14 protein-coding genes are annotated in these 14,177 nt (G+C 63.4%); 11 read left to right on the forward strand and 3 right to left on the reverse strand.

What is annotated here, in order from left to right; translation table 11 throughout:
• Together OEJ36_RS15640 and OEJ36_RS15645 are read left to right on the forward strand one after the other, a co-directional pair.
• A partial coding sequence (locus tag OEJ36_RS15640) for an RHS repeat-associated core domain-containing protein (protein ID WP_317891581.1) occupies positions 1-1,340 on the forward strand: 1,340 nt, incomplete at its 5' end.
• Positions 1,341-1,354: 14 nt separating this feature from the next.
• Complete coding sequence (locus tag OEJ36_RS15645; protein WP_263402261.1) at positions 1,355-1,825, forward strand: tetratricopeptide repeat protein; 471 nt, start codon at positions 1,355-1,357, stop codon at positions 1,823-1,825.
• Between the two features lie 236 nt (positions 1,826-2,061).
• Here OEJ36_RS15645 and OEJ36_RS15650 read toward each other — a convergent pair whose 3' ends face one another.
• On the reverse strand, positions 2,062-2,640 hold the full coding sequence (locus OEJ36_RS15650; RefSeq protein ID WP_263402262.1) for a hypothetical protein: 579 nt from the start codon (positions 2,638-2,640) through the stop codon (positions 2,062-2,064).
• 127 nt (positions 2,641-2,767) lie between these two features.
• Here OEJ36_RS15650 and OEJ36_RS15655 point away from each other — a divergent pair, with 127 nt between their 5' ends.
• The 4 genes from OEJ36_RS15655 to OEJ36_RS15670 all read left to right on the forward strand — a co-directional run bounded on the left by OEJ36_RS15655 (position 2,768) and on the right by OEJ36_RS15670 (position 5,030).
• Positions 2,768-3,139, forward strand: a complete 372-nt coding sequence (locus OEJ36_RS15655) for a hypothetical protein (RefSeq protein WP_263402263.1) — start codon at positions 2,768-2,770, stop codon at positions 3,137-3,139.
• 183 nt (positions 3,140-3,322) lie between these two features.
• On the forward strand, positions 3,323-3,628 hold the full coding sequence (locus OEJ36_RS15660; RefSeq protein ID WP_263402264.1) for a hypothetical protein: 306 nt from the start codon (positions 3,323-3,325) through the stop codon (positions 3,626-3,628).
• 162 nt (positions 3,629-3,790) lie between these two features.
• Positions 3,791-4,444 (forward strand): hypothetical protein, encoded by a 654-nt coding sequence (locus OEJ36_RS15665; RefSeq protein ID WP_263402265.1) that lies wholly within the window; start codon positions 3,791-3,793, stop codon positions 4,442-4,444.
• Positions 4,445-4,472: 28 nt separating this feature from the next.
• Entirely contained in the window at positions 4,473-5,030 is a 558-nt protein-coding gene (locus OEJ36_RS15670; RefSeq protein ID WP_263402266.1) for a hypothetical protein, read from the forward strand.
• Positions 5,031-5,133: 103 nt separating this feature from the next.
• Here the strand turns inward: OEJ36_RS15670 and OEJ36_RS15675 are convergent, their stop codons facing one another.
• Complete coding sequence (locus tag OEJ36_RS15675; RefSeq protein ID WP_263402267.1) at positions 5,134-7,212, reverse strand: phosphocholine-specific phospholipase C; 2,079 nt, start codon at positions 7,210-7,212, stop codon at positions 5,134-5,136.
• Positions 7,213-7,746: 534 nt separating this feature from the next.
• Between OEJ36_RS15675 and OEJ36_RS15680 the strand changes: the two genes are divergently transcribed.
• The 4 genes from OEJ36_RS15680 to OEJ36_RS15695 all read left to right on the forward strand — a co-directional run bounded on the left by OEJ36_RS15680 (position 7,747) and on the right by OEJ36_RS15695 (position 12,506).
• Positions 7,747-8,250, forward strand: coding sequence for a sigma-70 family RNA polymerase sigma factor (locus tag OEJ36_RS15680; RefSeq protein WP_263402268.1), 504 nt, complete (start codon positions 7,747-7,749; stop codon positions 8,248-8,250).
• The gene (locus OEJ36_RS15685) at positions 8,247-9,215 is read left to right on the forward strand and encodes a FecR domain-containing protein (protein ID WP_263402269.1); all 969 of its coding nucleotides are present in this window, start codon (positions 8,247-8,249) and stop codon (positions 9,213-9,215) included. Before OEJ36_RS15680 ends, OEJ36_RS15685 begins: the two co-directional genes overlap by 4 nt.
• 97 nt (positions 9,216-9,312) lie before the next feature.
• Positions 9,313-11,811 carry a TonB-dependent siderophore receptor gene (locus tag OEJ36_RS15690; RefSeq protein WP_263402270.1) on the forward strand — a complete coding sequence of 833 codons (2,499 nt, stop codon included), beginning with the start codon at positions 9,313-9,315 and terminating at the stop codon, positions 11,809-11,811.
• Between the two features lie 254 nt (positions 11,812-12,065).
• The gene (locus OEJ36_RS15695) at positions 12,066-12,506 is read left to right on the forward strand and encodes an RcnB family protein (RefSeq protein WP_263402271.1); all 441 of its coding nucleotides are present in this window, start codon (positions 12,066-12,068) and stop codon (positions 12,504-12,506) included.
• A 415-nt stretch (positions 12,507-12,921) separates the two neighbouring features.
• Here OEJ36_RS15695 and OEJ36_RS15700 read toward each other — a convergent pair whose 3' ends face one another.
• Positions 12,922-13,389, reverse strand: coding sequence for a hypothetical protein (locus OEJ36_RS15700; protein WP_263402272.1), 468 nt, complete (start codon positions 13,387-13,389; stop codon positions 12,922-12,924).
• Positions 13,390-13,593: 204 nt separating this feature from the next.
• On the opposite strand from OEJ36_RS15700, the gene OEJ36_RS15705 reads away from it, so the two are divergent.
• Positions 13,594-14,142, forward strand: a complete 549-nt coding sequence (locus OEJ36_RS15705; RefSeq protein ID WP_263402273.1) for a hypothetical protein — start codon at positions 13,594-13,596, stop codon at positions 14,140-14,142.
• Positions 14,143-14,177 lie beyond the last annotated feature (35 nt).

Consider the following 14,177-nt stretch of genomic DNA (forward strand, 5'->3'; position numbering starts at 1 on the left):
CCCACAGCCTGTTCGGCAGCCTCGACTACCAGTACGACGCCCTCGATCGCCTGACCGAGGAAAAGGCCGCCGCCAGCCGCAAGGCCTACGCCTACGACGCCACCGGCAACCGCAGCTCACGCACCAGCTACACGACCACTAACGGCACCGAAGCGCAGACCGCCAAGCAGACCCTGCACTACGCCACCGACAGCAACCGCCTCAGCCAGCGCAGCACCAGCTACGCCGTCGAAGCCGACGCCGCCGGTAACTACACCCGCTACAGCCAGAGCCGCCGCTACACCTACGACGACCAAGGCCGCCTCAGCGCCGTCACCGACGAAGCCGGTACCCCCATCGCCAACTACGCCTATAACGCCCTCGGCCAGCGCGTGCTGAAAGACGTGCTGCAAGGCACCGCCCACACGCCCTACACCTATCTCTACGGCCCCGACGGCCAGGTGCTCGGGCAGGTGCGCTACACCAGCAGCGGCAAGAAGAGCAAAGCCAGCTACTACGTCTGGCTCGACAGCCTGCCCATCGCCCAGATCGACCTGACCTACGACGCTGCCGGCACCACCATCGCCAGCACCATCCTCACCTACCTGCACAGCGACCACCTCAACACCCCACGCCTGGCCACCAACCAGGGCGGCAACCTGGTGTGGAGTTGGCAAAGCGATGCCTTTGGTGTGGGGCAGCCCAACACCTATGGTGGCAACATCGATGTGATCCTGCGCTTCCCGGGCCAAGTCGCCGATGCGCACAGTGCGCTCTACTACAACTACTTCAGGGATTACGATCCGGAGACTGGGCGGTATGTGGAGAGTGATCCGATTGGGCTGGATGGGGGGCTGAATACATATGGATATGTAGAAGGGAACCCACTATCTAACGTGGATGAATTTGGCTTAATCGCTAACACCCTTATAGGTATCGGTGTTAGGGCCGCTGCAGGAGAGGCTGCAGCTGTCACTGTAGAAGCAGGCCTTAGTAGAGCACTTGGTCGCACGTCAGGAGCGTTAGTTACTTGCGTTCTAATTGGGTGCACTGATAGCGAACCAAACGTACAGAGCTCGGGATCAGCCAAGACCAAGGCAAAAGCAACATCAGTTCCTTGGCCCGAAAGAAAAAGAGGAAAATGGGTCTGCATATGCCGCGCAAACTCAGACGGTAGAAGCGCAAAAAACTGTCCCGAGAATGATCAAGACGCTTTAGGACATGGCGAAGGAAGCACCTTGAAAGAGGCGAAAAACAAGGCGGAGAAAGCAGCAAAGGATAAGCTTGGCGCTGCATCCACCCATCATGTCCAATGTCGTTGCGTCTCCCCTAAAGGGGACCAAGTCATACCCACCAGATAACTGATAGGCTAAGCATGTCAGAAAAATTAAAAATCGCCCGAGACCACTTGGAGCACGGAAGACTTAATAGCGCTCTTAAAATCCTAAAGCCACTATCAGAGGCAGAGGACGCAGAGGCCATGCTTCTATACTCAACATTTAGTATCGCAGGAACAGAGAACGATGAAGAGTTCAACTCTCGCCGACTAGTGCTCTTAGAGAAATCATCAGCACTAGGCTTTCCTGAAGCGCTATACGAATTAGCAATCTGTTACGATACCGGGGACTTAGTCGAACAAGATTCAGAGTATGCGGCCAAACTATTTGAGCAAGCATGCAACGGAGGCTTTCCCCATGCTAAATTCGCGCACGGACTAAATGTCTACCATGGCTCTCACGGCATTTCAAAAGATAAAGAAAGCGGCCTAAAACTAATACTAGCAGCGAGCGAAACAGGAGTACCTGAGGCTCGCGAATTTCTAGAAAAACTCAAGAACAGCCCTTAATTAAGTAACCCAGTTTAGATCTACAGCCAAAGCCCGGAGTTGCAAAAATCGCAACTCCGGGCGTATCAATAAAACTCGCTACGAGTCCTCCATCAAAGCACATTTTTAGGGCCGAACCACTCCACCTCGAGCAAGATCGTGCGCCGCTGCCGCCTTAGAAACTCACTCCATCACCGGAGCATTTGAGGGGTGCCTTAGCGATATGAAATCAGCCTTATTTCACGTTTTCGTCGCAATTAGCAGCGCTCAGGACTGTAGTCACGCGGGTTCAAGCAGGCCCGATCAAAGTCGCCCGACTGTTCCTCTAGAACCACCGTGCCCTTCTCATCATTGATGTATGTCGGCAGATAGACCTTCCCGGCCACGACCGTACCCTCGAACTGCCTGGGCTTATTGAATATCGCGTTGCAGATAGCGCCACATAACAGGTTGTAGGCCTTCACCTGGATGAACTCGACCTGAAATTGGTGTTTGCCAGGCAGCAGATAGGCGTGTGAGGACCGACCGACATCGCCGGCGGTGTTGCCATCGACCTTCTGAATCAAAAGGCCGGGGGACGAGAAGATGTCAGTTTGCGTAGGGGTCCAGAGCCGCACGATTGCCACGTCTTTGTCGGGTTTGGCGGGGCCTTCGTAGCCCTGGTACTGCGTTACGGAACAACCGCTCAGGGCGAGCAACAATGGGTAGATCACTGCTTTCATTTTGCTGAGGAATCCATATGAGGTTGATGCGTTAACGGAGCGCTCGATTTCCTTATCACCTATCGATTCTTTTGCCCGAGCGGCGGCGCCAGAATTGGGGCGCAGTGTACGCATCAACTCGTTCTGCTTGCAGCAACAAACCAACCATCGCAGCCGAGCATATCCTCAGCACTTTGGGACTTTGCATCCCCCGATAGGCACCGACAGAATCCGCGCCACCAAAGCTATTGAGAGCCATACGATGAGTCGCCCGGTAATATCCGAATTCCTTCACGACAGGCTTCACAACCGCTACTTCCGCTCCATCGATAACAAGCACGGGGTGTCGAGCAGCGAGACCGTTTTCCACTATCAGGTGACTGAAGCGGGCATTACCGGGCGTTACCAGGGTGGTCGTATTGCCACGGGTCATCAGGTCGGTCATGCGCTGGGCGACACCACCTTCGAACTCCTCTACCACTGCGTGACAATAGACAGAGAGCTTCTGGCGGGGTGGTCAAAAGGCCAGGTGGGCCAAGACGCGGAAGGCCGAACGACGCTGTCGTTTGTCTGGGGTTGGCTGAGCGGTGCAGAAGGTGGCGGCGAATCGCACTACGTCGAGACCACCAGCTGATAGCCATCCTGTTGCCGAGCTGATCAGGTCGCGTCGAGTATAAGCCCACGCTCCTGGTAGCTCTGTGACTGGCTATAGAACGGTGGCCGGAACCACCAACGCCGCACTACCTTCGGCAAGGCCGCGTGCTATACCGATCAGGCGAAATACCCGCATCTAAAACGTCAAAAGGAGTCGACGACCATGCCCCACTTTGTCTACAACCTCGACGGTACTTCCTCGCGCAAGTGCCAATGCTCAGTTACCCCAAAAACCTGGCTCGGCCACTGGGAAAGAGGAACGGGCCTTACCCTCCCCGTGAAATGCGTAGCGAAGTACTGCGGAAACGTTACCCAGGTCGGCGCCCATGTGCGGGACGACGATGACAAGCGCATCGTGTGGATCGTCCCGTTCTGCCAGTACCACAACAAGCGCCCCAGCAGCGAACCCATCGAGCTCAAGGATGCCGTCACCCTGTGTGGTGGCTCCATGACGATTGACTGCGCCTAGTCACGCAGTACCGCTTTCCTGCTCAGGCACGGCGGCCGCAAACGCTTTCGGTTGCGGCCGCCACTACAAATGTGAGCCCCATAACGCCCCTCGATCGGCACTCAGGCTAATCTGCCTCCACGCTCTTACCCCCCACCGCTACAGACCTGGATCAGGGACGATATGAAGTTCTCCGATGAAGTCGCAGCCGCCTTTCCGGCCGCCAACCCGATGCCCGCTTTACTGCTGCAAGCCATGCAATTGATGGAGGCGCACGGTTGCGTGCGCACCATCGAGTACAGCGGTACCCGCTACATGACGCTGCACCCGGAGCCCGAGTACAGCGAGATATCCACCACTTCCTTCCACGTGCCGGACCTGGCCGACACCGCCAGCTGGACCAACAGCGATGACCCGGCGGTGAACGAGCGCCTGCGGATTTTCCTCAGAACCGGCGGGGATGGTTCCTGGGCGGGGCTGTGGCTGGACGACGAGGGGCAGCAACGCATCGTGCACCTGGGCTCGGGCTCCGGGTCGGTGATGCTGTGCGTGCTGACGCAGAACGTGGAAGACCTGCTGCGCCTGCTGGCCATCGGTTACGACGAGCTGTGCTGGCCGGAGCAGTTCGGGGTAACGCCCCAGCAGATCAAGGACATCGACTACGAAGACGCCGACTACCCACCGCCTCCGCAGCTGTTCCGCGAGCATGTCGAGCGCACGCTGGGGCTGAGCATCCCGGCGCGTGCGAAGGAGATCGTCCAGAGCACCGCGAGCATGGACGACGATGAATCGAGCGACCCCTTCTGGAACTGGCTGAAGCAGGTTCGAGGGGACTGATCACACCACCATGGCAAAGGAATTGCGGATGGGCAGGTTTGAACGGAAGCGCCTGGCAGCCCGTGCTGTATTGCTGAGCCTGCTTTCGCCGGTGGTGCTTGGGGATACCGAGGAAAGCGTGGCGGCATACGTTCGCCTCCAGGAACAGCGCATCGCCGAGGAGATCGAGAATATCCCGTCACTGGTGGAGCGCTACGCCAGCACCCTCGGCTGCAGCTACGCGATGGACCCCAAGAACGTCGTGCCCTACACCCTCGACCGGAGGGTTCACGTGGCGCTGTATGCCTTGGACCGGGGGTGCAGTGGCGGCTCGCAGATGCAGGCAACGCAGATAGCGGTCGTGACCTATGGGAGCTACGACAAGCTCTATATCAGCCCTGAGCATTCCCGAATCGCGAATAGGCCCCCAAGAATCGTCGACCGGCTTTATCTGGAGGATGGCGCACTGCGCTACGAAGGCAGGAACCTCAGAGGCGAAGATGCGCTGTGCTGCCCGAGCGGGATCGTTCGCGGCACGCTGAAATTCGATGGGAGCATGTGGACGTTCGTGAACGACGCCAAGCCTCGAGAGGACCGTTCCGAATAGGCCCCTGCCCAGTCTCGAATACCCGCCGCAGCAACTCCCGATCGCAGGACACCCGTAACCGCCCTCCCCGACCTGGCCCGCCAAAGCGGGCCAGGCCTTTCCCTCAGAAGGTCAACGAACCCAGCCCCATGCCCGGGTCGCTGAAGCCCGTGCGGCCGTCTTCCATGCGCCCGCTGAAGCGGCGCAGGAAGCCTTCCACGCCTTGCGCGCGGACGCTGAAGTCGTACCAGTTGCAGCTGCTGCGCAGCGAGTAGCGCACTTCCCTGCGTTGGCCCGGCGGGACGGTGACGGTCTGGCTTTCGCCACGGAAGTAGACGTTGTCCTTGATCGTCAGCTTAAGCGGCTGGCGGCCACGGTTGATCAGTTGCACCTGCAGCCTGCCGAGCAGCGGCTGGTAGTCGATGCGCACTTCCGGCAGCGATGCCTTGCGGTCTGCCGCGTCGCGGCGCAGGTTGCCGCGGAACACGCGCAGGAAGCCGTTCGGACCGTGCACTTCCAGGTGGTAGTCGCCACTGGCGTTACCCGGGAAGCTGTCGTGCAGGCGGCGGTGCGCGCCGACTGTGTAGCGCTTGGGCGCGCTGACGCTGTCCAGCAGGTTGAACACCTGGAACACCGCACCCGCCTTGCCGGTGTTGGCGAAGGTGAGGCTGAGGGCTTCCTCGCCACTGCGGTAGCGGGCGTGTACGCCGAGTTCATAGGGCAGCGCGCGGGCGCGGCGGATGCCCATTTCCTGCACGGGCATGGCGGCCACGGCTGGCGGCTTGGGTTTCGGCAGCTTGATCTGGCTGGCGACGATGGCGTCGGCCTGGCTGGTGTCCGGCAGCCCCGGGAAGGCGCCGTCGTTGGGCTTGCTGAAGTCGAACGCCGAGGTCAGGTCGCCACACACGGCGCGGCGCCAGGGGCTGATGTTGGGCTCCATCACGCCGAAGCGCTGTTCGAGCAGGCGGATCACCGAGGTGTGGTCGAACACCTGGGAGTTGACCCAGCCGCCCTTGCTCCAGGGCGAGATCACGTACATGGGCACGCGCGGGCCGAGGCCGTAGGGCTGGTTGCGGTAGCGCGTGTCGCCCTTGGTGTGCCATTCGAGGGTGGCGTCGGCGGTGGTCTTGCCGTTGAACGTGCCGTCGGCGTTGAGGCTCGGTGCGGCCGGCGGTGCCATGTGGTCGAAGAAGCCGTCGTTCTCGTCGAACATCACCAGCAGCGCGGTCTTGCTCCACACCTCGGGGTTGGCGGTGAGCGCGTCCAGCACCCAGGCGGTGTACTCGGCGCCCCAGATCGGGCTCGACGGGCCGGGGTGCTCGGAGTACTTGGCCGGCGCCACGATCCACGACACCTGCGGCAGGGTGTTGGCCAGCACGTCGCGCTTGAGGGCGTCGAGCTTCCAGGTGCTGAGGCCGTTGACGATCAGGGGCGAGTCCGGCGCGGCCGCGCGGTACTGGCGGAAGCCGATCAGCGGGTTGTCGGAGAAGTTGTCCGCCATGTCCTGGTACACGCGCCAGCTGATGCCCGCAGCCTGCAGGCGCTCGGGGTAGGTGGTCCAGGTGTAGCCCTGCTCCACCGGGCCGTTGCTGTCGTGGTCGTTGGTGGTCACCGGGCCGCCGTGCTGGCCGAGCGGGTCGTTGGTGCCGCTCCAGAGGAACAGGCGGTTGGGGTTGGTGCCGCCCTGGAAGGAGCAGTGGTAGGCATCACAGATGGTGAAGGCGTTGGCCATCGCGAACTGGAAGGCGATGTCCTGCTCCTTGTAGTAGCCCAGGGAGCGCTCGGTCTTGGCCGGCAGCCACTTGTCCATGCGCCCTTCGTTCCAGGCCTGCTGGGCGTCGGGCCAGGTGTGCGGGGTGCCGTCCACGCGCTGGGCGCTGGTGGTGCTGGTGTCGAAGTGGTACGGCAGGATCTCGCCCTTGCTGCCCTTCTGGTGCCACACGCGCTGGCCGTCGGGCAGCGGGATGGCCATGCGGTCGCCGAAGCCGCGCACACCCTTGAGGGTGCCGAAGTAATGGTCGAAGGAGCGGTTTTCCTGCATCAGGATCACCACATGCTCGACGTCCTTGAGGTTGCCGTGCCGGCGGTGCGCGGGGATCGCCAGCGCCGCCTGGATGCTGGCCGGCAGCAGGCTGCTGGCAACGGTGGCGCCGACCGTACCGGCTGCCAGCTGGATGAAGCTTCTTCTGCTTTTCGAAATCATCGAGGAACTCACCAGGTCGTATGAGTGGCATAAGGCTGCTGAGAGCTTCCATGACGCCCGCAGGCTCACTCGGCAGCGAGATGTTCGAACCCAGGCGACGCTAGTGATGGAAAAAGACGCTTTGGTTTCAACACGCTTTGCAACAACTCTTCATGCAAACGGAATCACATTTCCGATGCATGTTTTTGGTCTAGGCCAGCTTTTACTTGACAGCCCCGCCCACAGACTCTTTCCCCGCTCTAGCCCGGGCCTCGGCACCCGCCAACGCCCTGTAGCCCGCACGCGCCGCCGCCTTCACCCATTCACCCGAGCGAGGCGGCCAAGTGCCACTGTGGTAGAGACCAAATCACCCCAAAGCCTCCAGCCCGCTAGCGCATTGGAATGAGGCGCAATGGCTGGCACGCGCTCGCTCCCACCACCCATGACGGCAGCGGGCCGCTTCACTGACTGTGCGAAAAAACTAGGAGCCGCCGGGGATGTAGCGCAATAATGCGAATGCTTGTCATTTGATACTGCCTTATCGGAAGGAACAGCATGTCTGGCAGACCCGTCATCGAGCATCTCTACATCGAGCATCACGGCTGGCTGCAAGGCTGGCTCCGCAGCCGTTTGAACAACGCGGCGGATGCGGCCGACCTCGCCCAGGACACCTTCGTGCGCGTGCTGCAACGGCGCCACGCCAACCCCCTGCTGGAGCCGCGCGCCTACCTGCGTACCGTTGCGCGCGGCCTGGTCATCGACCTATGGCGACGCCGGGATATCGAGCGGGCCTGGCTGGAAACCCTCGCCCACCTGCCGGAGGACGAAGTGCCCTCGCCCGAGGTCAGCGCGCTGGCCATCGAATCGCTGATGGCCATCGACCGTCTGCTCGACCAGTTGCCAGTCCGCACGCGCGAGGCCTTCCTGCTCGCCCAGCTAGACGGCATGACCTGCCCCGCCATCGCCGAGCGCCTGGGGGTTTCGCTGTCCACCGTGGAGCGTGATATCGCCAAGGCGCTACGCCACTGCTACCAGCTGATGTTCGAGGCCGCGCCGTGAGCAGCACCGCCCTGCCCTCGCTGCCCGGGCACGTGGTCGACCAGGCCATCGAGTGGTCGATCCGCCTCACCTACAACCAGGCCGATGCCGCCACCCATGCGGCGTTCGACGCCTGGCTGAACGGCGACGACAGCCACCGCCTCGCCTGGCAGCGCATCCAACTGCTCAGGGGTCGCTTCGCCGGTGCCTCCACGGGGTTGATCCAGCAGGCCATGGAGAAGCTCCCGGAAGCGCGGCTGCAACGACGCAAGATGCTCAAGCTGCTCGCCTTGTTCGCCGCCGTCGGTGGCAGCACCTGGACGGCCCGCGAGACGACGCCCTGGCAGCGGGTCCTGGCCGACTTCAGCACCCGCGTCGGCGAGCGTGGCCAGTGGACCCTGGCCGACGGCAGCCTGCTGGACCTCAACACCGACAGCGCCGTGCGCCTGGACTTCGACGCCCAGCACCGGAGCATCGAGCTGCTGCGGGGCGAGCTGCACCTGGTCAGCGGCGCCGATACCGCCAGTGCCACCCCGCGCCCGCTGCGGGTCTCCACCGCCTTCGGCGCGTTCGAGTCGCTGGACGCCCGCTTCAGCCTGCGCCTGGATGGCCAGGCCTGCCGCCTGGGCGTGACCGTAGGCGCGGTACGCCTGCAGCCGCTGGCGGGCAGCGCATCCCTCGCCCAGGCCGGCGAAACCTGGCGCCTGACCGCCACCGGCGGCCAGCGTGAGCCGGGCAACGCCGTGGATGCCGCGGCCTGGCGCGACGGCCTGCTGGTGGCCCGTGACATGCCCCTGGCGCAACTGCTGGAGGAGCTGCGCCGCTACCGCAACGGCCACCTCGGCTGCGACCCGGAGATCGCCCAGCGGCGCATCAACGGCAACTTCAACCTCGCCGATACCGACGCGACCCTGGCCTTCCTGGCCCAGGCCCATGGGTTGCGCCTGCACTCCCTGACGCGCTACTGGATACGGCTCAGCGCCTAGCGCCCCAGGTACCTGCAAAAAATTCTCGTGACCGTGAAGGGGTTTCCGATCTGGCCCGGCATACAGGTCAGAACTCCAACTGCCAATGAGAATCATCGTGACCCACCCCGCTCCCCTGCGCCTCGCCATTCGCCGTGCCGCCCTTTGCCTCGGGCTCGGCCTCGCCGCACTGCCCCTCGCCCATGCGACCGAACCCAACAGCGCCAGCGCTGCCTACGACCTGTACATCGCCGCCGGCTCGCTGGACGCCGCGCTCACCCAGCTGAGCCGCGCCACCGGCCTGAACATCGCCTTCGATTCGGTCGACCTGGCCGGCAAGCGCAGCGCGGACCTTAGCGGCAATTTCAGCGCCGACGACGCCCTCGTCCGCCTGCTTTCGGGCAGCGGACTGCAAGCCCTGCGCATGGACAACGGAGGCTACCGCCTGGCGCCGCTGCCGGACTCGGCTTCCCTCGACGGGCTAGAGCTGGCGGCCACCAACGTCACCGGCACTGCCGACCTGGGCGGTATCACCGAGAACAGTGGCTCCTACACCACCGGCGCCATCTCCGCTGGCGGCAAGGCGCCCCACAGCCTGCGCGAGACGCCGCAATCGGTCTCGGTGATCACCCGCCAGCGCATGGACGACCAGGGCCTCACCAACCTGGCCCAGGTGCTGGACCAAACCACCGGCATCACCCTGCTGGGCGGCAACGATGCCAACACCAAGGTGCTCTCCCGTGGCTTCAGCCTCACCAACATCCAGGTGGACGGCGGCACCCCGGCCTTCCGCGAGCAGAGCTACGACACGCTGTCCGACACCACCGCCTACGACCACATCGAGGTGCTGCGCGGCTCCGATGGCCTGTTCGGCGGCACCGGCGAGCCGTCTGGCGTCATCAACCTGGTGCGCAAGCGCGCACTGGCCGAGCCGCAACTGAAAGTCGCCACCTCCGCCGGCAGCTGGGACAACTACCGCACCGAAGTCGACGTCACCGGCCCGCTGGCCTTCGACGGTGCATTGCGCGGTCGCCTGGCGGCCTCCCAGGAAGACAAGCGCTACTTCTACGGCGGCGCCGACAGCGACAAGCACGTGTTCTACGGCGTACTGGAAGCGGACCTGACGCCCGACACGATAGTCAGCGTGGGCAGCATCTACGAATGGCGAGACCAGGACGGCTACTGGGAAAACGGCCTGCCGCGCTACAGCACCGGCGAGCCCCTGGGGCTCTCGCGCAGCACCCGGCTATCGGCGGACTGGTCGAGCAACAACTACGAGAAGAGCGAGATCTTCCTCAAGGTCGACCATCGCCTCAGCGACGACTGGAAGGTCAACGCCAGCCTGACCCGCGCCAGCTACGACTCCGAACAGGACATGGGCGAAGTCACCAACCCGGTGAACCCCGACACCCTGGCGGGCGCCACCTACGAGCGGGTGATCCGTGGCTACGACAACGACCAGGACCTCGCCGACCTCAACCTCCAGGGCACCTTCACGGCGCTGGGGCGTCGCCACGAGCTGCTCCTCGGGGTCGACTACTCCGACATCAAGCGCAGCTACTCCGACCACAGCGACTGGAGCAGCGCGATTCCCGTCGACATCTTCACCACCGACATCGGCTCGCTGCCCAAACCCGCCGCGCCGCCGCTTTACTACGAATTCCCCGACTGGAACATCCGCAAGCACGGCGGCTACCTGACCACTCGCCTGTCGCTGGCCGACCCGCTCACGCTGGTCCTCGGCGCCCGCTATTCCGACTACAGCAACCGCCTGCGTTCGCTGGTGCCGGGCTGGAACGTAGACACCACCCAGGGCGGGCGCGACAGCGGCAACGTCACGCCCTTCGGCGGGCTGGTCTACGAGTTGACGCCACAGTGGTCGGTCTACACCAGCTACGCGCAGATCTACAAACCCCAGGCCGAGTTCCTCGACAGCAACTTCGCCTCGCTGGAAGCCATCACCGGCGACACCTACGAGCTGGGTGCCAAGGGCGAGTTCTTCGGCGGACGCCTGAACCTCTCCTCGGCGCTGTACTACACCCAGCAGGAGAACAACGCGATCCTGCAATCCTCCGTCACCACTGGCGGCAACCCCTGCTGCTACGTGGCCGGTGGCGAGATGATCAGCAAGGGCCTGGACACGGAAATCTCCGGCGAGCTGGCCCCGGGCTGGCAGCTCACCGCCGGCTACACCTTCAACATCAACGAGCAGCGCAAGGTCGATGACAGCACCAAGGTCGGCAAACCCCTCAGCACCGAAACGCCCAAGCACCTGTTCAAGTTCTTCACCACCTACCAGCTGCCCGGCCAGCTGAACGACTGGAAGCTCGGCCTGGGTGCCACCGTGCAAAGCAGCAACTACGTCAGCGGCAACGTGCAGCGCCGCCTGGGAGACGGCACCCTGAGCCCCAGCACCAACAGCTACGAGTACACCCAGGCCGGCTACGCGGTCTGGAACGGCCTGGTCGAGTACCGTATCGACGAGCACTGGACCGCCGCCCTCAACGGCAACAACCTGCTGGACAAAACCTACTACCAGACGGTCAGCAGCAGCGCCTACGGCAACTGGTACGGCGCCCCGCGCAACTACATGCTCACGCTGCGGGGCACCTTCTGATCCCGCACTGAAAAATGCCCGCGCGATGCGGGCATTTCCGCTTTTGGAAAGCAACAGGCCAGGTGATACCCGCGAAGCGTCGGATTACATCCCGCAATCACGAACCGCAGGATGGCGTAGAGCGCAGCGAAACCCATCACCACAAGCGCCGGGTTGCACCCGACCTACGCGCTGCAAGCCATAGTTGACCAGACTCGCGCCAACTACACTTACAAGAGCCGACTCGTTCAGTTGGTGCCCTTGGAGGTGATGTGATGTTCAAGCTCAATACGGTGTTATCCATGGTTCTCGGCCTTGCCCTGGTCGGCTCGGTGCCGGCGCTGCTGGCTGACCCGGGCAACGGCAAAGGCAAGCATGACAAGGGCGGCCAGCACGGAAACCAGGGAAACCAGGGACAGCATGGCCAGGACAACTGGCAGGGCAGCCCCTCGATCGATATCGGCGGCGTGCGGATCATCCTCAACGACAACCGCAACTACTGGAACCCCGGCCCCTCGCTGCCGCCCGGCATCCAGAAGAATCTGGCACGAGGCAAGCCGCTGCCACCGGGCATCGCCAAGAAGCTCGACGGCCGCCTGCTGGGCCGCCTGCCCCACTACGAGGGTTATGAGTGGCAGCAAGCCGGCACCGACCTGCTGCTGGTGACCATCGCCACGGGCGTGATCTACGAAGTCCTGCATAACGTGCTGGACTGAACCGTAGGGCGGGTGAAACCCGCGAAAACCATGGGACTGCGTGCTCGCCGGCGGCCTCGTTTGGTGGATGAAAAGAGCGTCATCCACCCTACACATTGGTCAGCACCGTGGGTTGGGGTGGCACCGTAGGATGCGTCGGGCGGCGTTCCGCGAGCGCAGCGAAACCCATCGCCGCAAACACCAAATTGCACCCGCCCCACAAGCGCCAACCACAGCCCATGTAGGGGCGACTTCAGTCGCCAAGCAGCCCGCAGGGTTGCCATAACCATGTGCCCGCCGGCGGCCTCGCTTGGTGGATGAAAAGAGCGTCATCCACCCTACACATCGGTCAGCACCGTGGGTTGGATCGGCACCGTAGGATGCGTAGGGCGGCGCTCCGCGAGCGCAGCGAAACCCATCACCGCAAGCGCCGGGTTCACTGCCGGGCAAGCACGGCCAGCACCGCCTTGCGCTGTTCGCTGGGGTCCACCTTGTTCAGCACCTGTGCGAACTCGAGGCTGTTCTTGCCATTGGCCCAGGGGCGCGCCCCGGTTATGCGGGCGGCGGGGTCAGCGCCCGCTTTCAACAGGTAGCTCAGCAGCTCCGGCTCAGCCGTCAGCACGGCGACATTGGCTGGCGACATCCCCTCGCTGTCGGGCTGCGCGAGGGAGCAGCCATGCTTGAGGAAAGCTGCGATCAGGTCGAGGACGTCTTGCTTGTCGGCGCCGGGCAGGTCGTAGGCCGAGGCGGTCAGCGCCACTGCGGGCTCCGGTCGCCCGTCATGGGTGATGACGCACTCGCCCTTCTGCGCAGCAGCGCGAATGGAGGCCAGGTCATCGGCGCTGGCCAGGTTGGCGCTTAGCAGCAAGGGCAGGCAGGCCAGCAGGAACGGGGGCTTTCTCATCGATTCATCCTTGATCGTGGCCATGACGGAAATGGCGTCCGTCACGGGCAGGGTTACTGTCCGCGAGCGACTCTAATGCGCCCCTGAAGGCCGCGCCATCGCCTGCACCACACTCCACCACGAAACTGCCAACACCTCGGCAGTATTTTCCCAGCCGCCCGCTAACATCCGCGCCTTTCCACCCACGGATACGGGAACCCCGTCATGAACCTGCGCCTGCTGCCCGCCAGCCTGCTTCTCGCCTGCACCCTCACCCACGCCGCCGACGCGCCGCCCATCCCCAAGCCCCTGGAAGCCCAGGTCGGCCACCTGGTGGAGCTGCTCAAGGACGGCTTCGCCACCGGCTACCCCGAGGCGACCATGGTGCAAACCCTTAATACCGGCGAGGAAAGCCAGGTGACCCTGGCGGTGTTCACCATCGAAGGCTTCGGCATGGGCAACAACTACAGCCAGTACCTCGCAGCGTTCAGCCTCGAGGCGAACGAAGAAGGTGAAGGCGAAGAAGAGGGAGCCCAGGCGAGCGAGGAGCGCTACAGGCTGCTGGACGTGATGCAGATCGGCGGCGACAGCTGGCGCTCGATCGAGAAGCTGGAGGCCAGGCTGGCCAGCGACCCGGCAGGTGAAGAAACCCTGATCGACATCCCGGTGATGGAGAACACCGACGACGACTCGCCCAACTTCCCCAGCCGCCCCGGCGTCATCCACCTGAAGCTGGACGACTCCCGCGCCATGCGCCTGGTGGAGAAGCCCTGAGGCCCACGGGCCGCAGCAGCCACTGGCCAGTAGCA

The sequence above is a fragment of the Pseudomonas sp. PDM13 genome, from assembly GCF_025685765.1.
Lineage (GTDB): Bacteria > Pseudomonadota > Gammaproteobacteria > Pseudomonadales > Pseudomonadaceae > Metapseudomonas > Metapseudomonas solani.